This is a genomic window from Arthrobacter sp. UYEF36 (genome assembly GCF_040547025.1).
GTDB lineage: Bacteria > Actinomycetota > Actinomycetes > Actinomycetales > Micrococcaceae > Arthrobacter.
The window spans coordinates 1-25,898 of sequence record NZ_JBEPOX010000007.1; the positions used below are offsets into that span (position 1 = coordinate 1).

At 63.1% G+C, this 25,898-nt stretch carries 23 protein-coding genes; 10 read left to right on the forward strand and 13 right to left on the reverse strand.

All coding sequences use genetic code 11. The annotated features are described in order from the left end of the window. Positions 1–124: 124 nt before the first annotated feature. A complete protein-coding gene (locus tag ABIB29_RS11570) occupies positions 125–376 on the forward strand; it encodes an ATP-binding protein (protein WP_354173169.1) in 252 nt (83 codons plus the stop codon). A gap of 721 nt (positions 377–1,097) precedes the next feature. On the opposite strand, the gene ABIB29_RS11575 is transcribed toward ABIB29_RS11570, so the two are convergent. From ABIB29_RS11575 to ABIB29_RS11585, 3 genes are read right to left on the reverse strand one after another with little or no spacing between them, the layout of a single operon-like run. Then, positions 1,098–2,378 carry an O-antigen ligase family protein gene (locus tag ABIB29_RS11575; protein ID WP_354172914.1) on the reverse strand — a complete coding sequence of 427 codons (1,281 nt, stop codon included), beginning with the start codon at positions 2,376–2,378 and terminating at the stop codon, positions 1,098–1,100. A 60-nt stretch (positions 2,379–2,438) separates the two neighbouring features. After that, the gene (locus tag ABIB29_RS11580; RefSeq protein ID WP_354172916.1) at positions 2,439–3,572 is read right to left on the reverse strand and encodes a glycosyltransferase; all 1,134 of its coding nucleotides are present in this window, start codon (positions 3,570–3,572) and stop codon (positions 2,439–2,441) included. A 37-nt stretch (positions 3,573–3,609) separates the two neighbouring features. Then, positions 3,610–4,596, reverse strand: coding sequence for a glycosyltransferase family A protein (locus ABIB29_RS11585; RefSeq protein WP_354173170.1), 987 nt, complete (start codon positions 4,594–4,596; stop codon positions 3,610–3,612). Between the two features lie 465 nt (positions 4,597–5,061). Between ABIB29_RS11585 and ABIB29_RS11590 the strand changes: the two genes are divergently transcribed. The 5 genes from ABIB29_RS11590 (at position 5,062) to ABIB29_RS11610 (ending at position 11,070) form a co-directional block, all read left to right on the forward strand. Further along, positions 5,062–6,501 carry a sugar transferase gene (locus ABIB29_RS11590; RefSeq protein ID WP_354172918.1) on the forward strand — a complete coding sequence of 480 codons (1,440 nt, stop codon included), beginning with the start codon at positions 5,062–5,064 and terminating at the stop codon, positions 6,499–6,501. Positions 6,502–6,565: 64 nt separating this feature from the next. Further along, the gene (locus tag ABIB29_RS11595) at positions 6,566–7,879 is read left to right on the forward strand and encodes a UDP-glucose dehydrogenase family protein (protein ID WP_354173171.1); all 1,314 of its coding nucleotides are present in this window, start codon (positions 6,566–6,568) and stop codon (positions 7,877–7,879) included. Between the two features lie 3 nt (positions 7,880–7,882). Continuing rightward, positions 7,883–9,772: a DUF4012 domain-containing protein gene (locus ABIB29_RS11600; RefSeq protein ID WP_354172920.1), complete on the forward strand. Its 1,890-nt coding sequence runs from the start codon at positions 7,883–7,885 to the stop codon at positions 9,770–9,772. Positions 9,773–9,947: 175 nt separating this feature from the next. Then, complete coding sequence (locus tag ABIB29_RS11605; RefSeq protein ID WP_354172922.1) at positions 9,948–10,544, forward strand: LPXTG cell wall anchor domain-containing protein; 597 nt, start codon at positions 9,948–9,950, stop codon at positions 10,542–10,544. Between the two features lie 88 nt (positions 10,545–10,632). Then, positions 10,633–11,070 (forward strand): VanZ family protein, encoded by a 438-nt coding sequence (locus ABIB29_RS11610; RefSeq protein ID WP_354172924.1) that lies wholly within the window; start codon positions 10,633–10,635, stop codon positions 11,068–11,070. On the opposite strand, the gene galU is transcribed toward ABIB29_RS11610, so the two are convergent. From galU to paaA, 7 genes are read right to left on the reverse strand one after another with little or no spacing between them, the layout of a single operon-like run. Continuing rightward, positions 11,063–11,953, reverse strand: a complete 891-nt coding sequence (gene galU / locus ABIB29_RS11615; protein WP_354172926.1) for a UTP--glucose-1-phosphate uridylyltransferase GalU — start codon at positions 11,951–11,953, stop codon at positions 11,063–11,065. The genes ABIB29_RS11610 and galU overlap by 8 nt on opposite strands. A gap of 16 nt (positions 11,954–11,969) precedes the next feature. After that, a complete protein-coding gene (locus tag ABIB29_RS11620) occupies positions 11,970–12,749 on the reverse strand; it encodes an enoyl-CoA hydratase/isomerase family protein (RefSeq protein WP_354172928.1) in 780 nt (259 codons plus the stop codon). Between the two features lie 38 nt (positions 12,750–12,787). Then, the gene (gene paaE, locus ABIB29_RS11625; RefSeq protein WP_354172930.1) at positions 12,788–14,020 is read right to left on the reverse strand and encodes a 1,2-phenylacetyl-CoA epoxidase subunit PaaE; all 1,233 of its coding nucleotides are present in this window, start codon (positions 14,018–14,020) and stop codon (positions 12,788–12,790) included. A 15-nt stretch (positions 14,021–14,035) separates the two neighbouring features. After that, the gene (gene paaD / locus ABIB29_RS11630; protein ID WP_354173172.1) at positions 14,036–14,590 is read right to left on the reverse strand and encodes a 1,2-phenylacetyl-CoA epoxidase subunit PaaD; all 555 of its coding nucleotides are present in this window, start codon (positions 14,588–14,590) and stop codon (positions 14,036–14,038) included. Between the two features lie 11 nt (positions 14,591–14,601). Then, positions 14,602–15,525: a 1,2-phenylacetyl-CoA epoxidase subunit PaaC gene (gene paaC / locus ABIB29_RS11635; protein ID WP_354172931.1), complete on the reverse strand. Its 924-nt coding sequence runs from the start codon at positions 15,523–15,525 to the stop codon at positions 14,602–14,604. Then, positions 15,522–15,827 carry a 1,2-phenylacetyl-CoA epoxidase subunit PaaB gene (gene paaB, locus ABIB29_RS11640; RefSeq protein ID WP_091251167.1) on the reverse strand — a complete coding sequence of 102 codons (306 nt, stop codon included), beginning with the start codon at positions 15,825–15,827 and terminating at the stop codon, positions 15,522–15,524. The genes paaC and paaB overlap by 4 nt, the downstream gene beginning before the upstream one ends. Beyond that, on the reverse strand, positions 15,824–16,855 hold the full coding sequence (paaA, locus tag ABIB29_RS11645) for a 1,2-phenylacetyl-CoA epoxidase subunit PaaA (RefSeq protein ID WP_354172934.1): 1,032 nt from the start codon (positions 16,853–16,855) through the stop codon (positions 15,824–15,826). The genes paaB and paaA overlap by 4 nt, the downstream gene beginning before the upstream one ends. A 130-nt stretch (positions 16,856–16,985) precedes the next feature. Between paaA and lepB the strand changes: the two genes are divergently transcribed. Beyond that, positions 16,986–17,699, forward strand: coding sequence for a signal peptidase I (lepB, locus tag ABIB29_RS11650; protein ID WP_354172936.1), 714 nt, complete (start codon positions 16,986–16,988; stop codon positions 17,697–17,699). A gap of 57 nt (positions 17,700–17,756) precedes the next feature. Here the strand turns inward: lepB and ABIB29_RS11655 are convergent, their stop codons facing one another. The 3 genes from ABIB29_RS11655 to ABIB29_RS11665 all read right to left on the reverse strand — a co-directional run bounded on the left by ABIB29_RS11655 (position 17,757) and on the right by ABIB29_RS11665 (position 21,629). Continuing rightward, positions 17,757–19,337: a tyrosine-protein kinase domain-containing protein gene (locus ABIB29_RS11655; protein WP_354172938.1), complete on the reverse strand. Its 1,581-nt coding sequence runs from the start codon at positions 19,335–19,337 to the stop codon at positions 17,757–17,759. An 84-nt stretch (positions 19,338–19,421) separates the two neighbouring features. Beyond that, complete coding sequence (locus ABIB29_RS11660; RefSeq protein WP_354172940.1) at positions 19,422–20,333, reverse strand: hypothetical protein; 912 nt, start codon at positions 20,331–20,333, stop codon at positions 19,422–19,424. Between the two features lie 417 nt (positions 20,334–20,750). Then, the gene (locus ABIB29_RS11665; RefSeq protein ID WP_354172942.1) at positions 20,751–21,629 is read right to left on the reverse strand and encodes a hypothetical protein; all 879 of its coding nucleotides are present in this window, start codon (positions 21,627–21,629) and stop codon (positions 20,751–20,753) included. Between the two features lie 237 nt (positions 21,630–21,866). On the opposite strand from ABIB29_RS11665, the gene ABIB29_RS11670 reads away from it, so the two are divergent. The 3 genes from ABIB29_RS11670 (at position 21,867) to ABIB29_RS11680 (ending at position 25,890) form a co-directional block, all read left to right on the forward strand. Continuing rightward, positions 21,867–22,457 carry an arsenate reductase/protein-tyrosine-phosphatase family protein gene (locus ABIB29_RS11670; protein ID WP_354172943.1) on the forward strand — a complete coding sequence of 197 codons (591 nt, stop codon included), beginning with the start codon at positions 21,867–21,869 and terminating at the stop codon, positions 22,455–22,457. A 58-nt stretch (positions 22,458–22,515) separates the two neighbouring features. After that, entirely contained in the window at positions 22,516–23,598 is a 1,083-nt protein-coding gene (locus ABIB29_RS11675) for an LCP family protein (protein WP_354172945.1), read from the forward strand. Positions 23,599–23,673: 75 nt separating this feature from the next. Then, the gene (locus tag ABIB29_RS11680; protein ID WP_354172947.1) at positions 23,674–25,890 is read left to right on the forward strand and encodes a S9 family peptidase; all 2,217 of its coding nucleotides are present in this window, start codon (positions 23,674–23,676) and stop codon (positions 25,888–25,890) included. The last annotated feature ends 8 nt before the right edge of the window (positions 25,891–25,898 follow it).

Genomic DNA, 25,898 nt, shown 5'->3' on the forward strand with positions numbered 1-25,898 from the left:
CTGTAACTATGCCGACCCGCGACCGGCCCGGACCCCGCACACCAGCCCGACCTGGCGGACACCTCGGCATAGTCGCGGGCTCGGCATAGATCAACCTATGCGGACATCCGCATAGGTCGACGACATAGGCCTGTTGCCGGTGGCCACGGACGCCGCCGAAGGCCTCTACCGGGTCGTGGACGCAGCCTACGAAAAACGGTCCGTCGCGATCAGCTCCAACCTCCACCCGGCCGGGTTCGACGAGCTCATGCCCAAGACCCTCGCCACCGCCACCGTTGACCGGCTGCTGCACCACGCCCACGTCTGCCAGACCAACGGCGATTCCGTCCGCCTCACCCAGGCCCTCGCAGGAAAAGGAGTAACCCGACTGAACTGACCAAAACAACGATGGCCAACCCCGCCGAACCAATCAGTGGGCAGATCTATTGGCCATCACCGGGCAGCTTTTCTGGCCACCAGCGGGCACATCAACTGGCCGCCCATGGGCAGAAACTACTGGCCATTGACATCAACCTGCCGGAAGTGGCTGAGCTCAGGCCGCGGATGCTGGGCATTGACGAGCATGGGTTCCGGTCGCGAGGCATTTCCGTGACCCTGACTCCACGTCGTGGGTACGGCATGAGCCGTGGATGACGACGCTCGTTGATCCAGACACCGGGCAGGACCTGGGCGTGGTCGCCGACCGGTCCCACAATGGCGTCGGGGACTGGCTCTTCGCCCGGCGCTGGAGTTGCGCCTCGGCGTCCAGGTCGTCGCAATCGACCCCTCTGCAGCTTCTTGGGCCACCGCAACCGCTTCATCGAAGCATCCGTTCCGTATGCCGCGATACTCCACAGCTGGGGAACGCGTCGGCTGATCGATTTCAAGATGATCGGCGCCGGCCATCGTCCAGCACAGTGACGGTAGCGATCCATCAATCGATCAAATTGAAGCGGCCGACGGCAATCAGGAGCATTCGGCGCACTATTTTTTCGCTGCGACACTGAATCGATTCCAGGACAACCTCGAAAGGCCGGAAATTTTACAGAAAACTGCTCTACTAGGGAAATCGACAACTTCCCCCCACCTAGTCGCTCAGCTGGCCTGCCGTGCGTCGATCAGCCCGCCCGCAGCGCGGGAATAATTTTGTACTTATCCTGGCTAGTGACTTCAGCAGCATCCCGACGGCCCGCAACCATTAGAAATATTAGAGGCAGGACCAAGAAAGTGTGTCCATCAAATGCCATCGGATTCCAATAAACCTCCGTCAGTCCCAATATTGATAGAAAGACTATATAGGCAGAAGCAAACGTCAGGCTTGATGAACTCGCCGCAGAACGCCGAATGACAGAACCGAAGAAAACGAGCAAAACAGCAACCGCTGCCACGCCACCGCCAAAGAGCAGCAGAAGATACTGACTATGGGGAAATAGCAAAGGTAGAATTCCAATAGACTGCAAATAAGACCATCGATCGAGTCCAAGCCCTCGCCACCAGTCGCCATCCAATGCATCTAGCGCTCGAATCCAGATATTCCCGCGATTGCTGAAGGATGAGGGTTCAGCAGTCAGAATGAGGTAGAAGCTGGAAGCGAACAGACCAGCAACTATTACGATCACTACTCCCGCCTGAAACCGAAGTTGCCCGCTTAGCTTACTCCGCCCAGCGACTGACATTTTCTTCCAGAGAACCAAAGAAAACCAAGTAGCGATTGCCCCTGTCAGAGCAGCCTGCGAGGTCCTGGATTCCGTGGCATACAGAGTCAAGGCCAGAGGAATAAGCGTCCAGAAGGCTATGGAAACACTGCGCGAAGCTAGAACACAAAGGATTCCTACGCATGCAAATATAGCAAGCGCGTTCTCAGAGCTAAAAGGGCCAGTATAAATAGCTCCAAAGGGACCGCATTTGAATATGTCACAAGCTCGCCAGACTTCGGGCCTGAAGGCCGTGACGATAAGAATGAAAAGGACTGAGGAGACTATGATTCTGCAAATATCCTCAATAGAAATTGGGCTGATGCTCGCACCGAGACCTGCCAGTACTAGAATCGCGACAGCAAGAAGACGTCCGAGCGACTGTTCGAGCGGGAGTTCATCGTTCATCAATGCATTGATGAGAAACATGACCCCCGCAACCGCGGCGGGCAAAAAGGCTGCTCCACCAACGTGAAACTTTCGACCACTACCCAACCCTGAAGATGCAGTGGCCAACAGCACAACGGATACGAGCAGCAAACCAAGGACAACCAGCTGGGTCGGCTGGCCAGTGGGCACTAGCCTGGCCTCGTAGAGGAGTCCACCTAAGACGAGAACGACCACGCCGAAGACCCCGGCGCCATCACCCTGGCGCCGCCCGAGACTACGACGCAAAGCTTTCAGGTTCATGATCAGGGGCGGCACGGACGCGCACGCTATGAACACTACTAGGAATTCTTTCACCAGGTCACACCATCTTCTCGATCACTTGAATTTCTGAAGGCAGTCGGAGTCGGATCGTGCATCAATAAGAGAAGTCCATCTCGATGCGACTCGGTCGGGATCAAACTCCACGCCCCTTAGTGCAGCGGCCAACGAGAGTTCGGTGGGGGATACGACGTGCGTTTTACGACTAGCTATTGCTTTTGCGAGCGAAGGAGCATCTGGCTCACAAATCCGTCCTGGAACAAATTTGGGGATCATTTCCTCCGCCAATGAATTGCGAGTGGCAATGACGGACAATCCGGCGTTCGCCGCCTCCACGTAGACGAGTCCGAACGTCTCTACAACGGCGCAGTGCACCATGAGATCCGACTCGGACATGAGGCCCTTCAAGTCAGAAGGCGCCACGAAACCTTCGAAAGTCACGCGCGAAGCCACACCCAGTTCCCGCGCAAGCTCGGTTAACCGGCGTTCTTCTGGACCTGATCCGGCAATACTGAGAATGTAAGAGTCGTCTAGAAGTGCCAATGCCCGGATAACCAAGTGTTGGGCCTTCACCGAGGTTAAAGACCCTACCGTCAGCATCCGCGTAGTCTTGCGCTGGGGAAACTGCATAAGCGCGGGCGGTGCCTGCGCTGACAGGCCCGATGCCTCGATCAATACCGGGTTCGGGATGGTCACTATGGAGACACCTTTGCATATCGATGCAAGGTCACTCTCCAGCGGACGACTCACGGCAACGACTGCACTGGCTCTTCTGTACAGAAATCGAGCTGCAAGTGCTAATAATCGGAGTTGCTTCGACTGTTCGAGACGCGCCTTCATCATTGAGTGCTCCCAGACCAGAGTTCGGCGACCCGATCCTCTTGCGACAAGAAGCCAGGGAACCGCAACCCATACGCCCACGAGAATTACAGTTTCTGATTCAAGCGTACGCGCATACCCGCGCAGCCTTCGGAGGGAATGAAGCCTGCGAAATCCCCGGAGGGAACTGCCTAAGAGGCGAGCATCCGGACATTCCGCAGTGTCGGCATGACTACCCCCGACACACACAATTTCCACATCGTAGGTTTTCCTTAGGAGTTGGAGAACGTCCAAGGCGACCCTCTCCAAACCGAAAACTGGAGCCAGATGAGAAACGACCATTATGACTCGCGACCGTGAGCTCACATCCATGCGCAAATTCCTTTGACCCCTACCGCTGATGCACTCATTATCGGATTCGGCGCATCAGATTTTGCATAGTGACTCGCGGCAGTATCCCCGCAACGCCAATTACAAACGGCCCAACACCAGGCGCCGTTCTCAATCGGGCCGCGTGTGCGACAACAGTGCGAACGCCGACCCAGTCCCTCTTCTGAAGCGCGTACCGCAACGTCTGCGCGAACAAGAAGTCGACAAAGACTCTGGGACCAACGGGAGCAAGGGTTGCTTTGGCCCACGAAAGCGATCCCTCCCATGCGGCGCCGGCGGAGATGGACCCGGCAGTTCCAACATGAATGGCGACTAAGTCGCGTTCGGCTTGGCTGAACGATACTGAGGGGACCCTGCTCACGCTGATGAGCCAATCCCAATCTTGATGGCGTGTGAGCGATTCGTCCCACTTGACCGCCTCACAAAGCCATCGTTCTGCCACTACAGTCGAGGTGAAGAAGGACGCTCGCTTCGCTCCTGCTCGGCGATTTACGAACAGGTAGTCTTCAATTTTTTCCTGGCTTGATACAAGCCGCGCGGGAACTCCTTGAACTACATGCCTCTTACCGTTCTTGGCGACTACCTGCTCCACTCGACAACCAACCACCGGAGCGTAACCTAGGGCCTTTTGTTCGGCAGCAACTTGGAGCTGAATGGCCAGCTTGTCCGGCAGCCATTCGTCGTCGTCATCGAGGAAGGCAACCCAGTCGCCCTTTGCCTGCATGACACCAAGGTTGCGCGCCGCGCCTCCCTTTCGAAGGCCGCCGGTATACATGACGTGATCGGCGCCGGTTGCCAAGTCAACGACTTCGGGCGACGTCCGGGCTTCGTCGAGGTCGAACACCACGATGATTTCCACGCGCCCTGCAAAGTTTTGATTTCGGGCACTGTGCACGGCCCTGGTCAGTTCCGTTCGTCCCGTGGAGGGGATTACGACCGAGACTTCAATGGATTCATTCCCCAATGTTGGAAACCTAACTTTTCGATATTGAAGATCGGGAAACACCCCGGCGATGACCAAGAGTGTTGCGGCTTATGGAGCTACGAGCGGGCAGCGCGACGGCCGCGCTCCATTAGGTGGCGTGGTTACCGTTCGCGGACTGACTTCGCGCCCGGCCGCGAGAAAAATCCGGTTTCGTGAGATGCGGGCGACGGGTGAGTCGATTGCGTTTCAGCCATAGACCATCCGCTAAGTAATAGTAGTAGAAGGCCCGACGGACCATCGCCATCATCACGTTTCGCTACGGGTTGGACGCTCGTGGATCAGAACGTCTACTATCAGCCTAGACCTTGAACCATTGGAGTCGCGTTGGCACCGACGTGGCTTGTTCTCGGCCGCGGTTGCGTGCAATCGACGTCGACAGGGGATCCATCCACGAACTCTAAAGTGCCCTTGCCGCGGGTATTACAGTTGTCTTTTGGATGCAGGGGAATTCCGAACTACCGCATCAGGTTTTTATTGGGGGAAATAATGACTCGCACCACCTCGTGGCGAGTACGCTACTCACGACGGCTCCGAGTCCTCGATGGGGGCGTTGTCGTGTGGGCAGTTGCTGGGGCATTTGTCGTTCGCTTCGGCTTCCTAGAAGCCGACAACCTGGCAACCCGAGACGGCGAGTACTTGTTGCTCTCTGGTGTCCTTGCCATTGTCTGGTGGTTGATGCTTGGCTCTTGGGGATCCCGAGAACCAACCGTGCTGGGCTCAGGGTCTGAAGAGTACAAACGAGTTTTGGCTGCGTCAGCGTGGTTATTTGGGTTTGTCGCGATCGTTTCCTATGCGTTGAGGATAGACACAGCGCGGGGCTTCGTTGGACTGGCCTTTCCTGCCGGCGTCATCGGACTGCTAGTGGCGAGATGGTTGGTACGCCAGCACCTCTCGTTGGAGCGAACCCTTGGCCGCAGCGCCTCGCGCGTTCTAATCATCGGGAGCCCCTACTCCGTCGATCACCTGGTTCGATCTTTCCGGAGTGCACCGGCTGCGGGCTACGTGCCGGTCGCAGCGCACCTTCCAGGAGCCTCACACGACTCACCAAGTGTGTCAGGACTGAGCTTGCCAGTCACAGGCGTGGAAGTGGACTTTGGCGCGATACTTGCTGCGATCACAGCTTCGGAAGTTGATGCTGTAGCCGTTTCTGCTGGTGCCAACATTCACCCAAGTGACCTCCGCCGTCTCGGATGGGAGCTAGCTGCGCGAGACATCGGCATGATCTTGGCGCCCGCGTTGACTGACGTCGCTGGGCCACGCATCCATACGCAGCCAGTTGCGGGATTGCCCCTTATTCATGTTTCAACGCCGAAGCTCACCGGAGGCAAGAAAGTCGCGAAAAGAGTGTTCGACATTGCGATCGCAGGGATCCTTGTCGTGATTCTGTCACCCGTGTTTATTGGTCTCGCCTTTCTCATCAAAATGACCAGTGATGGGCCAGTCTTCTATTCCCAGGAACGCATCGGACTCCGGGGCACGACCTTCAGGATGCTGAAATTCAGATCTATGAGGGTGAATGCCGACGCGGAACTCCAACTACTCCTCGTCGCGCAGGGATCTGCGGCAACCCCGCTCTTCAAGGTGGAGAACGATCCACGTATAACCCCAGTCGGCCGAGTGCTGCGAAAGTATTCCCTTGATGAGCTCCCCCAACTGCTGAACGTTATCGGCGGCAGTATGAGCCTGGTTGGACCACGACCTCAGCGCGAGGGCGAAGTGGCACTTTACGATGACGCGGCACACCGCAGGTTGTATGTCAGCCCAGGGATGAGCGGACTATGGCAAGTTAGCGGGCGCTCCAACCTCAGCTGGGAGGAAAGCATCAGGCTCGACCTCTACTACGTAGAAAATTGGTCACTCATGGGTGACGTAGTCATACTTTTCAAGACTTTCAAAGCAGTATTTGCTAGCACCGGAGCGGTCTGACAGGATCCGGTCCAATTTCAGCGGCTCAAACGCCGCCTATCCTGGTTTTGGGGAAGGCAACACAATGCGTATATCAGTAATCGGGTGCGGATACTTGGGGGCAGTGCATGCCGCATGCATGGCGAAACTCGGCCATGACGTTGTCGGTATCGATGTGGATGAGGCGAAGATTGCCGCACTGGCAGCGGCCAAGGCTCCCTTCTACGAGCCCTCGCTGGACGAACTGTTGGCGGAAGTTCAGGCGACAGGTCGGCTAACCTTCACGACGGACATGGCCGCCGCAGCAGGGAGTGCTATCCACTTCATTTGCGTAGGCACTCCGCAGAAGAAGGGCGAGAACGGGGCCGACATGAGTTATGTTGACGCCGCAACCGTCGCGCTCCTCCCGCACATACTTCCCGGCAACGTTGTCGTTGGAAAGTCGACGGTGCCGGTGGGCACGGCCGCCCGCCTGGCAGAATTGGTCCGCGACGTGGCCCCATCTGCTCACCTGATGTGGAACCCCGAGTTCTTGCGTGAGGGCCACGCGGTCTCCGACACGCTTCAGCCCGACCGCTTTGTCTACGGCGTCGAGGGTGGCTCCGAGGAACATCCGGCAGTGGCAATTCTCGACGAAGTCTATTCCGTGCCGTTGAACGCTGGTACTCCTCGGCTGGTGGCAGATCTGGCAACCGCTGAACTCGTCAAGGCCGCGGCAAATTCCTTCCTTGCCACGAAAATTTCATTCATTAACGCAATGGCCGAGGTCTGTGAAGCCGCCGGGGCAGACGTAACGCAGTTGGCTGAGGCGATCGGCCTGGACGACAGAATTGGCCGGAAGTTCCTCAACGCTGGAATCGGGTTCGGCGGCGGTTGTCTGCCGAAAGACATCCGTGCATTCATGGCCCGTGCCGGCGAGCTGGGCGCAGACCAGGCGTTGACATTCCTTCGCGAGGTGGACGCGATTAATATGCGTCGCCGGACGCGGGTAGTAGAGCTCACACGCGAGCTGTGCGGCGGAACGCTGCTGGGCAAGCGAATCACAGTCCTTGGTGCCGCGTTCAAGCCTGAGAGCGACGATGTGAGGGACTCCCCGGCGCTAAGCATCGCTGCCCAGCTCCAGCTTCAGGGTGCTGTGGTCACAGTGACGGATCCGAAGGCGCTGGCCAATGCGGCAGGACGATTCCCTGAGCTGCACTACGAATCGGAGACCGAGAAATCAGTCCAGCGGGCAGACGCATTACTACTCCTCACCGAATGGCAGCAATACCGCGACCTCGACCCCTACGAGCTCGCCGCGCTGGTAGCCTCCCCCCGCATATTAGACGGCCGCAACGTCCTAGACGCTGAAAAATGGCGTGCTGCCGGTTGGAGCTACCGCGGGCTGGGACGTCCGTAGCCGATGACTGATACTCACGAAACGCCTGAGGGCAGTGGCCGCAATCTAGAGGAGCGGGAGCGCACGAATTCGGCAACGGGCCGGAACATGCAACGGCGCCGTCGTCGTTACGCCATCGCTTCCGGGTGGCTGGCGCTTACGGCGGCCCTCGCTGTTGCCGTGGCCGCATGGCTGGGCACGCGAGCCACCATCATCAAGAATGAACTTGAGGCAACAGCGCAACTTGTCCCGGTTCTCAAAGAGAACATTGTCGGCAGCAGGCCACACGACGCCAATGCGACGGCCGGTCAGCTCCGCACCCACACCGCTGCGGCCCGAGAAGCAGCAGGAGATCCGCTTTGGACCTTGGCCACGTCGATTCCGTGGTTAGGCGCCAATTTCGGGGCCATCGCTGAAGTAGCCCGATCAGCCGACGACGTCGCCAATCTGGGGGTCGCACCCTTGGTCAACGTTTTCGAGTCGCTGGACTGGAACGAGCTGCTGCCCAGTAGTACGGGTTCGAACCTGGAACCGGTCCAAAGTGCCGCCCCCAGCGTTTCATCGGCTGCTCTGGCTGTTAGGGCTTCAGCCGAACGTTTGGACAGAATTGACGCGAGCAGCCTGTGGCCTCAAGTTGCCGAGCCGTTGACGCGGGCCCGGGAGCAGCTGCAGGAAGTAACAGGCGCCCTCGATGCATCCGCGAATGCCGCCCAAATCGCCCCAGGCATGTTGGGCGCTGACGGCCAGCGCAGCTACTTGCTCATGATCCAGAACAATGCCGAAGCACGGGCCTCAGGGGGAATTCCCGGAGCGCTGGCGGTACTAACATTGGACAACGGAAAGCTGACACTGGGCCAACAGAGCAGTGCCGGCGAAGTGGGTGTCATGTCGCCTGCACTCGCTGTGGACGAGGAGCAGGAACAGATCTACTCCACACGAATCGGTAAATACATGCAGGACGTCAATCTGACCCCTGATTTCCCCACGGCGGCTGCCTCTGCGCAGTCCATGTGGGAGAGAAAGACCGGCCAGAGGGTCGACGGTGTCATCTCCATGGATCCGATGTCGTTGGGGTATGTCCTTGACGCAACAGGACCTGTGGAAATCACAGCTCCCGAGCTCCTGGCACTGGCTAGCGGCGGACTGCCAACCAAGCTGAGCGGCAAGAACGTCGTACCAACCCTACTTTCGGACGTCTACGCCAAAATTACGCTGCCCCAATACCAAGACGTCTACTTTGCTGGAGTCGCCAAAGAAGTCTTCGGCGCGCTATCCACCGGCGGGAAGGGCGACGCCAAGGGCCTCATCGAGGGGATTTCACGCGGAGCTTCTGAGGGCCGAATTTTGCTTTGGTCCGCTTCAGCGGAGGAACAGTCCGTCCTTGCCCAGTATCCGTTGAGCGGCTCAATCGCCGGTCCCAGCGTCGCCCCCGCGCAGTTCGGGGTCTATTTCAATGATGGCACCGGAGCCAAAATGGATTATTATGTCAAGCGGACCGTTCAACTTGTCAAGAACTGTGAAATAGGCGGATACGAACAAACTACAATCCGCGTTACTAGCACTAACACGGCCCCGGCTGACGCAGCGACTTCTTTACCGCCCTACGTCACCGCTGGGGGATCCTACGGAGTTGCAGCGGGTTCAGTGCGGACCAACGTGATCGCCTATGGACCAGCGCAAGCCAACGTGGAGACAGCTGCAGTGGACGGCATGAAAACGGACTTTGCTGCCCACCGTCACGCCAATAGGCCCGTGGGGACGATAACCGTCACGCTGGCACCCGGCCAAAGCAGCACGGTAGAGCTGACCTTCGGCAAGATCGTTCAGCACACAGAGCCGAACGTGGTTGTCACGCCCACTGTCCAGCCTGTCAAAGACGTCATCCTGGCCCCCGAAATGGCTCCGTGTAATTAGGCAGAGTAAACATCAAGTTAACGTCACGTAAAACAACTTGCGTATCTTTGGTCACTCGCGTGATCAATGCTATCGTCAGCAGGGACTTATTCCATGAGATTTCAACCGGCGGCCGCTGGGGGGCCGGAAATCTCCACATCGCTTAACACTCGTACGTACGGTCTCAGGGGGACACATGAAGAAAACACTTGCAGCGCTCACACTCGCCGGCTCCATCGCTCTCATTGGCGCGGTTCCGGCCATGGCAACCAACACGACTTACCCGGCTCCGCCCGCCAACTCCGCCGTTTCTGATGGCACGGTTGGCCCTGGCGAGCAGTTCGTCTTCCGCGGCAAGGGCTTCAAAGCCGGCGAAGGTCTCTCCATCACTGTCACGCCGGGTGGCAGGCCCGCCTCAACCGGCGCAAGCGTCGCCGGCCGTGGCATGACGGTCACCGGAAAGATTACGTTGCCGCTGGCACCGCAGGAATTCTCCTCCAAGGCAGACGCCCAGGGCGCCTTTACCTTCCCGGTCACGATCAGCGAGACCGGCGTCTACACCCTGACCGCGACGGGTCTGGAGTCGGGAATTACCGCCAGCTCCACCGTCACTGTGCAGGGCGCCGCAGTGGGTGCAAGCCTCCCGAACAAGGCTAACGGAGCCGCACTGGCCAACACCGGTGCCGATGCCAACCTGATGATCTGGTCCTTGGTGGGCGCAGGCGCACTGGCTGCCGGCGTAACCTCCGTCGTTGTGGTCCGCCGCCGCGCGAAGGCTGACGTCACCGTCTAAGCACCAGCCAACAAGCATCAAACAAGGTGGTGGTCTCCGGGATACTGGAGACCACCACCTTTTGCATTGACTGCCTCTAAAGGAGCACATGAGGGCCACGGCAACACCCCCGACTTGGCGCACGGTCCTGGCGGGATTCCTGGCCGCCCTGGCGCTGGTGGGCTTCTGGCCGAGCCCGGTGGACCAGCCGGTTCAGGGAGAGATTGCCGGATTCCTATTCCTGATCCACAGATTCGGTGTTCCGGCCTGGATTGGCTACGGGTTCGTTGAAGCCTCCGCCAATGTGGCCCTCTTTGTGCCCCTCGGCGTCCTGGCGGCATTATCCTTCCCGAGGAAAGAATGGTGGCAGATCGGCGCCTTGGGATTGCTGATCTCGGGGTGCATGGAGCTGGGGCAGCTGCTGTTTCTTCACAGCCGCTTCCCTAGCCCGCTTGACCTTGCCACGAACACCGCCGGATGCCTCCTGGGATTTCTATTCGTGGCGCACGTTGTTCGCCCCCGGAGCGGCTCGAGGGCGGCTAGCTAACGAAGGCCTTCATCCAGGTCCTGAGCTCTTCGCCGAACTCCACGCGTTCTGAGGCGATCGAGATGACCGCCTTCAAGTAGCTCAGCTTGTCGCCGGTGTCGTAGCGGCGGCCCTTGAAGACCACCCCGTACACGCCGCCGCCCTCGCAGTCCGAGGTGGCCAGGGTCTGCAGGGCATCGGTGAGCTGGATTTCGCCGCCGCGGCCTGGCTCCGTTTCTTCCAGCACGTCGAAGACAGCCGGGTGGAGCACGTACCGTCCGATGACGGCAAGGTTGGACGGTGCGTCCGCGATTGAAGGTTTTTCCACCAGCCGGTTGACGCGCACATGGCCTTCGCCGTCGACGGCGGAAACGTCCGCGCAGCCGTAGGCACTGATCTCGGCGGGATCCACCTCAATCAGGGCAATGACGGAGCCGCCGGTGCGGGCCTGCACCTCGATCATGGTGCTCAGTAGCTCGTCGCGCTCGTCGATCAGGTCATCGCCCAGCAGGACCGCGAAGGGCTCGTCGCCCACGTGCTGGCGGGCGCAGAGCACGGCGTGTCCCAGGCCCTTGGGATCGCCCTGGCGGACGTAGTGCAGGGGGCCGAGGCTGGAGGCGTGCTGGACGGCTTCCAGGCGGTCCACGTCGCCCTTGTCCTCGAGCGTGCGCTCCAGGTTCGGTTCGCGGTCGAAGTGGTCTTCCAGCGCGCGCTTCTGGCGGCCCGTGATCATCAGGAGGTCCGTCAGGCCTGCCTTCACGGCTTCCTCGACAACGTACTGGATGGCCGGCTGGTCCACGACCGGCAGCATTTCCTTCGGCATTGCCTTGGTAGCGGGCAGGAAACGCGTTCCCAACCCGGCAGCAGGAATGACGGCTTTTCTAATGGTTTTCCCCAAAGTCATGAGGGGATTCTAGCGGCTAACCCTTGAAAACAGGCAGGCGCTTTTGCTGGAACGCCAGGAACCCTTCCGCATAGTCCTCGGTTTTGCAGAGCCGGGCCTGCTCGGCGTTTTCCTCTTCCATGGACTCCCAGAGGCCCAGCCGCTGGTCCCGAATGTGCGCCACGAGGTCCTTGCTGGCGGTGAATGCGCTGGTGGCGCCGGTGGCCGCCTTAGCCACGATGGCGCGGGTGTTCTCCAGCAGGTCAGCCGCGGGCATGGCACGGCTGAACATTCCCTGGGCCACGGCGTCCGCGCCGCTCATCAGCTCGGCGGTGTAGATCAGGTCCAGGGTCCGGTGCATGCCGAGCCGTTCGGTGAAGTACCAGTGGCCGCCGGAATCGAGCGTGGCTCCCAGGTTTGCGAAGGGGGATCCGAACTTGGCGTTCTCCGCCACGTAGACCACGTCGGTGGCCAGCAGCAGGCCCAGCCCGACGCCCAGGCACGCGCCCTGGGCCGCCGCGAACGTGGGGGCCGGGAACGCACTCATCTTCTTGAGCAGCGGCTGCAGGAGCCCGCCCAGGTACGCCTGGACGTCGTCGGTCTCCGGCGTGACGCCGGCGATGTCCCGTCCCGCGCAGAAGGCGCGCCCCTCTCCCCTGAGCAGCAGCGCCCGCACCTCACCGCGCGAGGCGGCGGCAGCGGCGTCGTCGTACGCCTGTGCTAAATCCCTGAGCGCCTGATCGTCCAGCGAGTTGAGCTTGTGCGGGGCGTCAAGAACGATCTCGGCGACGCCGTCGGCGATGGAAAGGGAAATCATGGGGCTCCTGGGGTCGGGGCGGGAAGCGGGGTGGGCTGCTAGACGTCGAAGTCGACGGTGACTTCCGGCGTCGTTGGGTGGGACTGGCAGGTGAGCACGTAGCCCTTGTCCAGTTCGTCCTGTTCCAGCGCGTAGTTCTCATCCATGGTGACAGCACCGGTGACCACCTTGGCGCGGCAGGTTCCGCAGACGCCGCCGGCGCACGCGAACGGCACGTCCGGGCGGACCCGGAGGGCCGCGTTCAGGATGGATTCGCGGGCGTGCGTGGGGCTGGCAACCTCGCCCTGGAGACCGTCCAGCTTGAAGGTGATCTTGTACGTGGCCTGGGATTCGTCCACAATCACCGGGCGCCCGGCGTTGCCCTCGGGGCGGTCCGGCTTGCCGGTGGTGAACAGTTCGAAGCGGACGTGGTCCGGGTTAACGCCGCGCTCGGCCAGGGTGTCCCGGCACAGCTGGACCAGCTCGAACGGGCCGCACAGGAACCACTCGTCCACGTCGTCGGCGTGGATGGCGGTGCCCAGCAGGGACTGCAGCTTCTCCGCGTCGATCCGGCCGCTGAGCAGCGGGGCGATCCGCTGCTCGCGGGAGAGCACATGGTGCAGGGCGAGCCGGGCCGGGTACTTGTCCTTCAGGTCGGCGAGCTCCTCGAGGAACATCACATCCATGGCGGCCTTGTTGGCGTAGACCAGGTCGAAGCGGGTTTCCGGGTGCGCCGCGAGCAGCGTGCGGGCAATCGCGATGACCGGGGTGATGCCGGAGCCGGCGGCGATCGCGACGAAGGAGCCGGGCTCCCCCGCGAGTTCGGTGGCCATGGCCTCCGGGTGGTTCATCGAGTTCATCAGGTTCTGCTCTTTGCCGTCGCGGCCGTGCTTAGACACGAACGCGCCCATCGGGCTCATGACGTCCAGGACGTCACCGGCCTTGAGCTCGGCGTTCGCCCAGGTGGAGAACAGCCCGCCCAAGTCCTTCTTGATGGCGACCCGGACCTCGCTGCTGCCGTCCGCGAAGCTCCGCGGTTCGGCGCAGATCGAGTAGCTGCGCCGGATTTCCTTGGGCTCGCCTGTCTCATCCGGCAGGGTGGTGCGCAGTGCGACGTACTGGCCCGGGAGGTAATCGAACTGGCCGGCGAGCTCAGCCGGCACGCCGAAGGTCACCTCGATCGCGTCATCGGTGAGGCGGCGGACCTCGTCCACGGTGAGCGGGTGGAAGGACGCGCGGCGGCGGCCGGTGGCTGCAGCCGTTTCAGCGGCGGTCTGGCGGACAACAGTCATGGGTGCACCTGTTCCTTACAAAACTTTGAAGTAGTCGAACGGTTCCTTGCAGTCCTGGCAGACGTACAGCGCCTTGCAGGAGGTGGAGCCGAAGCGGGTGAGTTCCTTGGTGTTCAGCGATGAACACTGCGGGCACTTGACGGCGAGGGACAGCCGGACCGGCCCGGCGTGCCGCACGGCAGCCGAGTGGCCGCTGGGCGGCGCGATGCCGTATTCCTGCAGCTTTGCTTTGCCGGCCTCGCTCATCCAGTCGGTGGTCCACGCCGGGGAGAGGACCATTTCCACGTTGACGCTCGGGTAGCCCCCGCGGTGGAAGGCCGTCTTGAGGTCGTCGCGGATGGCGTCCATGGCCGGGCAGCCGGAGTACGTCGGCGTGATGGTCACCTGAACCGCGGGGACCATGCCGCCGTCGTCGTAGAGCTGGACGTTGCGCAGGATCCCGAGGTCCTCGATGGTGAGGACCGGGATTTCCGGGTCAGTGACGGTGGCAGCGAGGTCCCAGGCCTTCTGCTCGGGGGTCTGCTGCTCCGCCGGGCGGCCGTCTGCGGCCGTGGGGTGGCTGACGTACATGTCCATGGTGGTTACCAGCTGGCGCCGGGGTACTCGCGGGCGAGCACCTGCATTTCGGCCAGGAGGTAGCCGAGGTGTTCGGAGTGCAGTCCCTTGCGTCCGCCGCCGGGGACGGGCTGGACCTTGGGGATGTCCAGTTCGGCGGCGGCGAGGACCTCGCCGGTGAGTCGGTCGAAGTCGGCACGCAGGCTGGACGGCTCGACGGCGGCGCCGCTCGCGCTGAGGCGGGCGGTGAGCTCATCGTCGCGGAAGAGCTCATCCACGTAGGGCCAGATGACCTTGAAGCCGTGGATCATCTTCTCGCGGGACTCGTCCGTGCCCTGGGCCAGGCGCAGCACCCACTGGGCGCTGTGGTCGCGGTGGTAGTCCACTTCCTTGACGGCCTTGGCGGCGATGCCGGCCAGGGTCGCGTCGGTGGACTGCGTCAGCCTGCTGTAGAGCTCGAACTGGTAATAGCTGACCACGAACTGGCGGGCAATGGTGACGGCAAAGTCGCCATTGGGGATTTCAAAGATCTCCACGGAACGGAACTCGGGCTCGCGGCGGAAGTACGCGAGGTCATCCTCGCTCCGGCCGTCGAGTCCGCCGGCGTAGCTGAGGAAGGACCGGGCGTGGCCCAGCTGGTCCAGGGCGATGTTGCCGAGGGCGATGTCTTCCTCGAGCTCCGGGGCGCGGGAGATCCAGTGGCCCAGGCGCTGGGCGAGGACCAGGGCGTCGTCGCCCAGGCGCAGGGCGAACTCGGCGACGTCCTCGCTCGGCTTGGCGGTGCCGCGGCTGACGGCCAGGGCGATGTCCTCGGGGCGGAGGGCATTGCCGGGGGTGATGCGGGTGGCGCTGGCCGTGGCCTCGCCACTGTTGCCGGAGCCCTTGACGCCGACGGAGAGGTCGCCGTGGCCGCCGTCGTGCGCTTCCTTGGTTTCGGGTGAGGTGCTCACAGGTGCTTCACGCCCTCGCTCTTGGTGTAGTACGTTGCGTGCCGGTAGTCCTTGCCCTGGGGCGATTCGAAGAAAGCGCCCTTGGCGTCGGGATCGCTGGAGGCGATGGCGTCGGCCGGAACAACCCAGATGGACACGCCCTCGTTGCGGCGGGTGTAGAGGTCGCGGGCGTTGCGCAGGGCCATGGCGGCGTCCGGCGCGTGCAGGGAGCCGGCGTGGACGTGGGACAGGCCGCGGCTGGAGCGGACAAAGACTTCCCAGATGGGCCAAACGTTTCCTGCGTGCGGTTCGGGGGTGGTCATGCTGCGGATTCCTTCTCTGCTTGCTTGCGGCTCTGTTTTTCCGCGTAGGCGGCGGCGGCTTCGCGGACCCAGGTGCCGTTGTGGTGTGCTTCGCGGCGCCGTTCCAGGCGCTGGGCGTTGCAGGGGCCGCGGCCGGCGAGGACTTCGTGGAATTCGTCCCAGTCCAGGGGGCCGTGCTCCCATTTTTTGGTTTCCTCGTTGAAACGGATGTCCTTGTCCGGGAGGGTGAGCTCCAGGACCTTGACCTGCTCCATCATCATGCCGACGAAGCGGTTGCGCAGTTCGTCGTTGCTGAAGCGCTTGATGTTCCAGGCCATGGACTGCTTGGAGTTGGGCGAATCGTCATCCGGCGGGCCGAACATCATCAAGGCCGGGGCGTACCAGCGGTTCACTGCGTCCTGTGCCATCTGCTTCTGCTCCGGTGTGCCGTGGGAGAGTTCCAGCAGGATCTCGAAGCCCTGGCGCTGGTGGAAGGATTCCTCCTTGCAGACGCGGACCATGGCGCGGCCGTAGGGGCCGAAGGAGGCGCGGCACAGCGGCACCTGGTTGGCGATAGCGGCGCCGTCGACCATCCAGCCGATGGCACCCATGTCCGCCCAGGTACGGGCGGGGTAATTGAAGATGGAGGAGTACTTGGCCTTGCCGTCCATCAGGTCCTGGTTCATCTGATCGCGCGGCTGGCCGAGGGTCTCGGCGGCGGAGTAGAGGTACAGGCCGTGGCCAGCCTCGTCCTGGACCTTGGCCATCAGGATGGCCTTGCGCTTGAGGCTGGGGGCGCGGGAGATCCAGTTGGCTTCCGGCTGCATGCCGATGATCTCCGAGTGTGCGTGCTGGGAGATCTGGCGCAACAGGGTTTTGCGGTATGCCGGGGGCATCCAGTCGCGGGGTTCGATCCGCGAGTCATCCGCCATGACTTTGTCGAAGTATGCCTGGCCTTCAGCGTCACGCCGGGCCACATCTTCAAGGCTCTGTTCGTGCCGCGCCGATGATGGCTCTCCGGGCACTGACTGCAGGGTCTGCGATGCCATGGTTGCTCCTATGCATTTCCGATAAATAATTACCGACCGTTCGTTCAGGATATGCGGAAGGCGGGAGATGCGTCAAGCACCGGGGCGATATGCGGCGTTTGAGCGCAGGGCCCGGTGATAGCTTGAACTCGTGAATATCGGCGCCGGCAAGAAGCTTCCCCTCTGGGCCTCCGTGGCCCTGAACATGCTGATCGCCCTGGTGGCCGTCTCGCTGGTCCAGGGGTTCCTGGTGAAGGCGTACCGGATCCCCTCCGGATCGATGGAGCCGACGCTGCAGGGTTCCGCGGACGGCGGCGACAGAATCCTGGTGAACCGGCTGGCCTATCTTGGTTCATGGCCGGGCGCCGGCGACATCGTGGTGTTCACCCGGCCGGACAGCTGGGAGGCGGAATCCACCGTGCCCCGCAGCGGCGGGGTCGCCGGAATCGCCCGTTCCTTCGGCGATGTGACCGGGATCGGACCTTCCAACGAGCAGTTCCTGGTGAAGCGGGTGGTGGCGACCGGCGGCCAGACCATCAGCTGCTGCGCAGATGACGGCAAACTGCTCGTCGACGGCAAGCCGCTGGACGAGCCCTACATTTTTGTGGACCTGCCGTTTGAGGCAGGCAGCCTCGACTGCCAAAGCAGCCCGCGGTCCCTGCGGTGCGTTCCCCCGTTTACCGTTCCCGAGGGCGAGCTGGTGGTGCTGGGCGATCACCGGTCCAACTCCGTGGATTCCGCCATTGCCTGCCGGACGTCCGCTGATGTGGCTGGCGACTGCGTCCGGACGATCCCGGCCTCGGCCGTGGTCGGCCAGGTGGCGGGCCGGTTCTGGCCGCTGAACCGCGCCGGCGGAGTGGGCTGAGCTCCCAGAAACGAATATCCCCCCGGAGCGGTTGCTCCGAGGGGATATTTTCAGTGTTCAGTCAAAGGATGACCGGCTTCGCGCCGGCAACCGCGTCGCTGGCCGCGCCGGCGACTCGTCGCTTTGGTCGTAGACGGGTTCGGGTTCCAGGTGGTCCCGCGGGGTTCCGACGGACACCGGCTCGGGCTGGGATTCGTGGGACTGATACGCGGTGTAGTACCGGTAGGAGCCGGCGCCGGTAGTGGGCACACGGTTGAGGATGGTGCCGAGGACGTTGCCGTTCACCCGGTTGAGGTTGCCAAGGGACTTGCCCAGTTCCTCATCGGTGGTCTTCCCGGCCCTGATGACCACAATCGCCCCGTCGGCTATGCGCGTGAGAACGGCAGCGTCCGTAACGGGGAGCAGCGGCGGTGCATCGACCAGCACAATGGCGTCCTGCGCGAGAGTCCTCAGCAGGGTCTTCATGGCCTGCGACCCCAGCAGCTCGCTTGGGTTCGGGGGAATCCGGCCGGATCCGAGTACCCGCAGGTTCGGCATGGCGCTCCATTCCTGCAGCACGTCCTCCAGCTCGGCATGGCCGCTCAGGACATCGGTGACACCGACCCCGGGGACCAGGTTGAAGACATCCACCAGAGTGGGGCGGCGCAGATCGCCGTCGACCACCACAACGTTCTCGCCGGCGGCCGCCATGGTGACGGCCAGGTTGGCGGTCACCGTCGACTTGCCCTCGGCCGGAACGGAACTGGTCACCACGATGATCCGCGGTGGGTTGTCGACGTCGACGTACTGGAGGTTTGTCCGGAGCTCCCGCAGGGCCTCGGTGATGGCATGCGAGCCTTCGCCCGCCGCTACGGGGCTGAATCCGTCGTCGAGCACGGTGCTCTTGCCATCCAGACGGTGGTCCACCGGCAGCGTACCCAGCACGGGCACCCCGAACCGGCGTTCGATCGCGGTGGCGCTGCGGAGCCGGCGGTCCAGGTGGTGGCGGAGCATGGCATAGAGGATCCCGAGCGCCAGCCCGGCCAGCGCTCCGATCGCGAGCGTCAGCTTGACGTTCGGGGAGGTCGGCGTGGTCGGCAGGGGGGCTTGGCCCAGCGGAACTACGCGGATGACCGGGACGGGGACGACATCCGAGCCCTCAACTGCCGGGAGGCTTTCCATCTCCCTGACCTGCTCGGCCAGGCCCACCACCCAGGCATCAGCAACCCGTTGCGCGGTGGCGGGGTTCGTGGACGTGGCCGTTACCGCAATCTGGGCGCTCTCCTTCGGCAGCGTCACTGAGATGGACCCCAGGAGAGAATCGGGCGATGTGGTGAGGCCAAGCGACGTGACTACGCGCTCGGCGACGAGCCGGGACTTGGCCACAGACTCGTACTTGGCGGCCTTGGTCTGGGCAAGGTTCTCGCCCATGAGCGAAAGGCTGAGGTTATCCGAGCCGCCCGTTACCACAATCCCGGTGGACTGTGCGGAGTAGATCTTGGGCTGCAGAAGGGTCCAGCAGAAAGCCAGCACGGTCAGGGCCAGGGTGAAAGCCAGGATTCCCTTCCAGCGCGCCCGGGCGATGCGCAGGTAGTCCTCAAGCGCGAGCCCCGCCGATGCCTGCCCGTTATTGTTGTCGGCCGTTTCAAAACCAGTCACGCCTAGGTCCTCTCCCCCGTGCCTGGCCCCAACGACCCACACGAAAATTTACTGTACGGTACGGTGACCGCGTTGGTATGCATATTAACCGCGCAGGAGTAATCCCTGGTCAACGAGGCCGTCCACGGCCGCATCCAGCAGCGCTTCATAGCCTTCAGGCAGCCCGTGCACGGCCTCGATCCGGTCCACTATTGTCTGCATCGAGACGGGACGCTGGGCGGTCTGCCAGATGACGGGTCCGATGCCGCTGAGCCTGGTGAGCTCGGTTTCCGTCAGGACCAGCAGGTCCTCGCCGATCTCCACTGCGTCAACGGCGTCGGTCCGTTGCAGCCAGCCGTTGGGGATTGGTGCCCGTGCAGGCTTCGCTTGCGGCTCCATCATTGCGGGCGACCATTCCGCGATGGCCTCCGACGGGTTCATGGGTTCCTTCAGGAACAGCGGCGCCAGGCCGTCCTTCAGGTCAGCCGCTTCCGAATAGCTGACTCGACATACTCCGCCAACACTGTCGATCAGCCGGCAGAGTGACTGAAGCGGTTCCACCACGGCCGCCTGGGAGGACGTGTCTGGAATGAGCGCCAGCACTGCCTCTGCCAACGGAACCGGCTCGATAACGGGTAACTGGTACTCCGTGCCGGCCACTCTGTCCAGCAGTGCGATGGCCTTGATGCGGGGGTCGTCCGGAGCGACTTTCAGGCCCAACTCGTCCGGGCCGACCTGGAGTTTGGCGGCTCCGGGCTTTGCCTGTTTAACGGACAGCGGCTTCGGGTACGGCACAACAGACCCATCAGCCCGGATCGCGACGGTTTCGTCTGTTATATAGCCGAAGGTCCGGGCAAGCTGCGACGAGGCGGTGGTCTTGCCGGTGCCGGATTTTGCCACCAGGGCAATAACCGCGCCGTTGGGGTCTGCGACCCCGCACGCGTGGAGCATTGTCAGCTCACCGGCACGTTCCAGGATGGCAGCAACGGTGACTTCCGACGTCACTGCTTCGGCCAAACCCTCAAAGCTATCCGAGCCGAGATGCCTCACGCCGACGCCGGGGAGCTTCGATTCATAGCGTAAGGATGCTGTGAAGGGCAGGTCCGAAGCGCACGGCAACGCCTGCTGTGCGACGAGGAAGGAGTCTCGTAAGCACCGCCTCCAGGCTCGGGTCATGGATTGCCGTTGGGCGGAAGTCACCGCTGCACCCCAGTGAACGGTGAAGCTTGTGCCCAGCACATCAAGGGCCAAGTTACTGGGGGCTTTCAATCTGTCTCACCATCCGGCAACGCCTTGGGATCTTCCTGCCTGGACCGAAGAACGCGTACTCGAAGAATTTTTCCGATGTGACACTCCAACATGATTCCGGCACTTGCTTCTGGCCATTAGATCACTATTGGAATGCCAGCATCTCGCGTGGCAGGCCCTGAGGTTTTACTTCTTCTTGAGAATCACGTCGAACACCTTGCTGGCGCTTGCGACCCCGGCGCCGGAGACAGTGACGGTGACGGTGTATTTGACGCCGTTAACGTTGGTAATTGCACCCCCACCGCTTCTGGTGTAGGTGAAGTTGTAAGGTGCGACCTGACCGGTCCGCGCTTGTGCCGTTGCGGCCACTTGGAGCGTAATGCCCTCGGTCCCAGTCACGTCGGGCTTTACGTCGATAGCGACGGAGATGGGGCCTACCACGGCTGAGCCCGTGGTGGTGACGTCAAAGCCCAGGGGTCCCGTTCCCAATGACTCCGGCTTTCCGCCGATGACTGGAGCGCCGTTGCCGGTCACCAGGCTTAGCGTCGTGATCGGCTGGAGAGTGGCAACGAAAGCCATAGCAGGCAGCACAGTGCTCTTGGTAGCGGACTCGACAACAGTGACCGTCACAGTGACCGTGTACTTCAAAACGGCATTGCTCGCGGCATTACCCGCCCCGGTTCTGCTGTATGCGAAGTTGTATGGTGCGGACTGTGCGGTGCGCGCCAGTGCCGATGCGGTGACAGCGAGCCCGACACCAGTCGCCGCCGTCGCCGCGTCGGGCTGGACGTTGATGACGACAGATACGGCTCCCGTGAAAGTGGCGCCAGTAGTGGAGACGGCAAAGCCCTGGAGTCCGGTCCCTGACATTTGGGGAGTTCCCACAACCGTCGGAAAGCCGCTGCCGGCGATAAGGGCTGCCGAGTACGTGTGCGTCGACGCCGCAGCGGCCGGGGCTGCAATGGCTGCCGCGATAACAGGCACGCTCCACGCTGCGCCCTTCACAACGGAACGGCGGTCGAAACTAGCTTTCGGTGCGACCAGGCTCTTAGTCTCCGACATCATTTACCCCAAGTTCTTGTGCTGTGGAGAACCCCCAGACGGGCAAGCTCCGGCCGAGCGCTTCGGCATCCTTGGACGACTGTACGCAGAAAAGCATGAATCTTCAATATCAAGATGCTTTATTTTCAAGAACGACAGAACTCGGCCCTATCTCCCTGAAGCGGCCTGGTCGGCCCGGCGCGGCTAGACTCGAAAACCACGCCACCGGCATGAGTCTCGCTATTGGAAGTTGGGAAAACCTTGGAAGCGCCCCACCCCGTTCGGATCCTGACGGTCTGCACCGGCAACATCTGCCGTTCTCCGGTCGCCGAGCGCCTGCTGCAGACCGGCCTGGACCAGGTCCAGCCCGGCGCTTTCGTGGTGCGGAGTGCCGGAACACGCGCCATGGTGGGCGATCCGATCCAGCCGCCCTCGGCCGAGATCATCAGGACGTACGGCGGGACCCCGGACGATTTTGCGGCCCGGCTGCTGACGCCGAAGCTCCTCAGGGAGTCCGACCTGGTGCTGGCGATGACCGCCAAACACCGCGGCGCCGTGATGCAGATGGATGCGTCCCTGCTGAAGCGGACCTTCACCATTCGTGAATTTGCCCGGATGCTGCAGGTCCTGGAACAGCGCGACGCGCCGTCCGCCGTCGTCGACCTTCCTGCGTTCTGGCGGGGACTCCCCGCCCGGGCGGCCTCCGTGCGGCACCTGGCGCTGGCGGCGGAGACCTCCGACAACGACGTGGTGGACCCCTACCGGCGCGGCCAGGAGCTCTACAACCAGATGGAGGACGAGCTGGCCCCGGCCATCCTCACCATCCTGCGGTTCGCACGCCAGCACAGCTGAACTATTTGCCTCTGCGCCGCCGGCATCTTTTGACGGAGCGCGGTGGTAGTGTCCGGCCATGGGAACGTCGCCGGAACCAGCAGAAGCAGCCGCAGGCTCCGCCGCGGCACCGGGCGGAAGAAACCGCCGTCGGACCATTGTCATCGCCGTTATTGCCGGGCTGATGATCCTCGCCGTCGCCGCCGCCGCGTTCCTGCTGAACCGGCCGCGCACCGAAACCGCGACCCCGGCGCAGACCTCCGCCCCGGCACCGGAGACATCCGCGCCCGAACCCACCCCGGAACCCACACCCACCCCCACCCCGGATCCGCCGCCCACCGCGCTGAACATCCTGCTGGTCGGCAGCGACAGCCGCATCAACGAACGGGCAGTCGCGGCGTCCGGCGCCACGTCGGACCAGCGGGGGGACGCCCTGGTCCTCCTCCATCTCCCGGCGGACCGGCAGAGCATCTACGGCATCTCGATCATGCGCGACCTGTGGGTGGACATTCCCGGCTACGGTGCGGCCAAGGTCAACGCCGGGCTGGAACTGGGCGGGGTGCCCCTCATGACGCAGACTGTGGAGGCCCTGCTGGGCCAGCCGATCAACCACACCGTGATGGCGGACTTCCAGGGCTTCGCCGCCATGACCGATGCGCTGGGCGGGGTGGATGTGAACATCACGCAGTCCTTTCAGGGGACCGTCGACGACTTCGTGTATTTCCCGCCCGGGGTGAACCGGCTCAACGGGGTGCAGGCGCTGGCCTTTGTCCGCGAGCGCCACGCCTTCTCCGACGGCGACTACCAGCGGGTCCGGAACCAGCAGACCTTCCTCAAAGCCATGATGGCCAAGATGGCCGCCGAGGGCGCGCTGACGGACCGCAACACCGTGAAGCAGCTGGTGTCCACCGTCCTCCCCCACGTCACGGTGTCCCCGGGCCTCACGGTGGAGACGCTGGAACAGCTCGTCTTCAGCCTGCGCAGCACTCCCCCGGGCAACGGCCTGTTCTTCACTCTCCCCACCGCAGGCGCGGGATTCAGCCGGGATGGCCAGTCCATCATCCTGCAGAACCCCGCCGCCACCGCCGCCGTTTCCGCCGCGCTGGCCTCCGGGACGCTGGGCGAGTACATCGCCGCGAACGGGCTGCAGGGCGGGAACTGAGGAAGCACCCGCCAGCAGTGACCGGGCGGCCCGGCGTGCGGCGGTCTGCCCGTGCCCTGCCGGTAGATTGGAGCCATGACCCAGACTCCTGTGCAGCCTTCCCCGCAGCCCCCCGTTGCCAAGAAAATCCCCGCCCTCCGCACTCACCACGGCGATGCCTTCGAGGACAACTACGAGTGGCTGCGGGATAAGGAATCCGCCGAGGTGGTGGAGCTGCTCACGGCCGAGAACGCCTACCAGGAGGCCGTGACCGCGCACCAGGAGCCGCTGCGCGAAGCCATCTTCGGCGAGATCAAGGGCCGTACCCAGGAAACGGACCTCTCCGTACCCAACCGCAAGGACGGCTGGTGGTACTACACCCGCTCGGTGGAGGGGAAGGAATACGGCATCCAGTGCCGCGTCCGCGCCCGGGACACCGGGGACCGCGTCGCTGACTGGACTCCGCCCGCCGTCGAGGTCGGCGTCGAGATTCCGGGCGAGGAAATCCTGCTGGACGGCAACGTCGAGGCAGAGGGCAAGCCGTTCTTCGCCGTCGGCGGTGCCGCCGTGACCATCGACGGGAACCTCTACGCCTACGCCGTGGACAACGCCGGCGACGAGCGGTTCACGCTGCGCATCAAAAACCTGCGGACCGGGGAACTCCTTCCCGACGTGATCGAGAACGTCTTCTACGGCATCTCCTTCTCCCCCGACGGCACCCGGATCTTCTACACCGTGGTGGACGACTCCTGGCGGCCCTACCAGGTGAAGTCGCACGTGCTGGGCACGCCCGTCGCTACGGATGAGGTCATCTACCAGGAGGACGACGTCGCCATGTGGCTGGGCTTCGAGCTCTCCGCCGACCGGCGCCACCTGGTGCTGAGCATCGGCTGCTCCGAGTTCAGCGAGACCCGGCTGCTGCGCTTCGACGCGCTCGACGCCGGACTGCGCACCGTGATCTCCCGGGACGAACGCATCCTCTACGAGGCCGAGCCGTTCCTGCTGGCGGACGCCTCGGGCCAGCAGTCCGAGGCGATCGTCCTGACCCACAACAGGGACGCCATCAACTCCATGGTCTCGCTGGTGGACGCGGCCGAACTCGCCAGGCCGGTGGCCGAGCAGCACTGGACCACCGTCGTCGCACACTCCGACCAGGTGCGCGTCAACGGCGCCGGCGTCACCTCCACGCACCTGGTGGTCTCCGTCCGCAAGGACACGATCGAGCGGGTGCAGGTCCTGCCGCTGGCCGGGCTGGGCACGCCGGAGCAGGGCGCGCCGGTGGAGCCGGCCTTCGAGGAGGAGCTCTACACCGCCGGGGTGGCCGGTTCCGACTACGAGGCCCCCGTGATCCGGATGGGCTACACCTCCTATTTCACGCCGTCCCGGGTCTATGACTTTGTGCTGCCCACCGCGGAGCTGCCCGCCGGTGAGCTGCTGCTGCGCAAGGAAAGCCCGGTGCTCGGCGGCTACTCGGCCGCTGACTACGTCGCCACCCGCGAATGGGCGGTCGCTGCCGACGGGACCCGCATTCCGCTGTCGGTGCTGCGGCACGCCTCCGTCAGCCCGGACTCGACGGCGGCGGGCCTGGTGTACGGGTACGGTTCCTACGAGTTGAGCATGGATCCCGGTTTCGGCATCCCCCGGCTGTCCCTGCTGGACCGGGGCATCGTGTTTGTGATCGCCCACATCCGCGGCGGCGGGGAACTGGGCCGGCACTGGTACGACACCGGCAAGAAGCTGCAGAAGAAGAACACGTTCACTGACTTCATCGCGGCCACCGACTGGCTGGCGGACTCCGGCTGGGTGGACCCGGCCCGGATCGCGGCCATGGGCGGCTCCGCCGGCGGCCTGCTGATGGGCGCCGTCGCCAACCTGGCGCCGGAGAAGTACGCGGCGATTGTGGCCGCCGTCCCGTTCGTGGACGCCCTGACCACCATCCTGGATCCCGAACTGCCGCTCTCCGCGCTGGAGTGGGAGGAATGGGGCAACCCGATCACCGACCGCGCCGTGTACGAGTACATGAAGTCCTACACGCCCTACGAGAACGTCCGCGCGGTGGCCTACCCCAAGATCGCCGCGGTCACCTCGTTTAATGACACCCGGGTGCTCTACGTGGAGCCCGCCAAGTGGGTGCAGCGGCTGCGCGAACTCAACACCGGCAGCGAGCCGATCGTGATGAAGATCGAGATGGAGGGTGGCCACGGCGGCGGCTCGGGCCGCTACGTGCAGTGGAAGGAACGGGCCTGGGACTACGCCTTCGTCGCCGACTCCCTGGGCGCCACGGAGCTGCTGCCGGGCGCCGGGCTGAAGTAGTCAGTCCC

Coding starts and splice junctions, on each gene's coding strand:
- ABIB29_RS11580 (WP_354172916.1), bottom strand. CDS start 3,572: ATGGATGTGAGCTCACGGTCGCGAGTCATAATGGTCGTTTCTCATCTG.
- ABIB29_RS11590 (WP_354172918.1), top strand. CDS start 5,062: ATGACTCGCACCACCTCGTGGCGAGTACGCTACTCACGACGGCTCCGA.
- ABIB29_RS11595 (WP_354173171.1), top strand. CDS start 6,566: ATGCGTATATCAGTAATCGGGTGCGGATACTTGGGGGCAGTGCATGCC.
- ABIB29_RS11600 (WP_354172920.1), top strand. CDS start 7,883: ATGACTGATACTCACGAAACGCCTGAGGGCAGTGGCCGCAATCTAGAG.
- ABIB29_RS11605 (WP_354172922.1), top strand. CDS start 9,948: ATGAAGAAAACACTTGCAGCGCTCACACTCGCCGGCTCCATCGCTCTC.
- ABIB29_RS11610 (WP_354172924.1), top strand. CDS start 10,633: ATGAGGGCCACGGCAACACCCCCGACTTGGCGCACGGTCCTGGCGGGA.
- galU (WP_354172926.1), bottom strand. CDS start 11,953: ATGACTTTGGGGAAAACCATTAGAAAAGCCGTCATTCCTGCTGCCGGG.
- ABIB29_RS11620 (WP_354172928.1), bottom strand. CDS start 12,749: ATGATTTCCCTTTCCATCGCCGACGGCGTCGCCGAGATCGTTCTTGAC.
- paaE (WP_354172930.1), bottom strand. CDS start 14,020: ATGACTGTTGTCCGCCAGACCGCCGCTGAAACGGCTGCAGCCACCGGC.
- paaD (WP_354173172.1), bottom strand. CDS start 14,590: ATGTACGTCAGCCACCCCACGGCCGCAGACGGCCGCCCGGCGGAGCAG.
- paaB (WP_091251167.1), bottom strand. CDS start 15,827: ATGACCACCCCCGAACCGCACGCAGGAAACGTTTGGCCCATCTGGGAA.
- paaA (WP_354172934.1), bottom strand. CDS start 16,855: ATGGCATCGCAGACCCTGCAGTCAGTGCCCGGAGAGCCATCATCGGCG.
- ABIB29_RS11665 (WP_354172942.1), bottom strand. CDS start 21,629: ATGATGTCGGAGACTAAGAGCCTGGTCGCACCGAAAGCTAGTTTCGAC.
- ABIB29_RS11675 (WP_354172945.1), top strand. CDS start 22,516: ATGGGAACGTCGCCGGAACCAGCAGAAGCAGCCGCAGGCTCCGCCGCG.
- ABIB29_RS11680 (WP_354172947.1), top strand. CDS start 23,674: ATGACCCAGACTCCTGTGCAGCCTTCCCCGCAGCCCCCCGTTGCCAAG.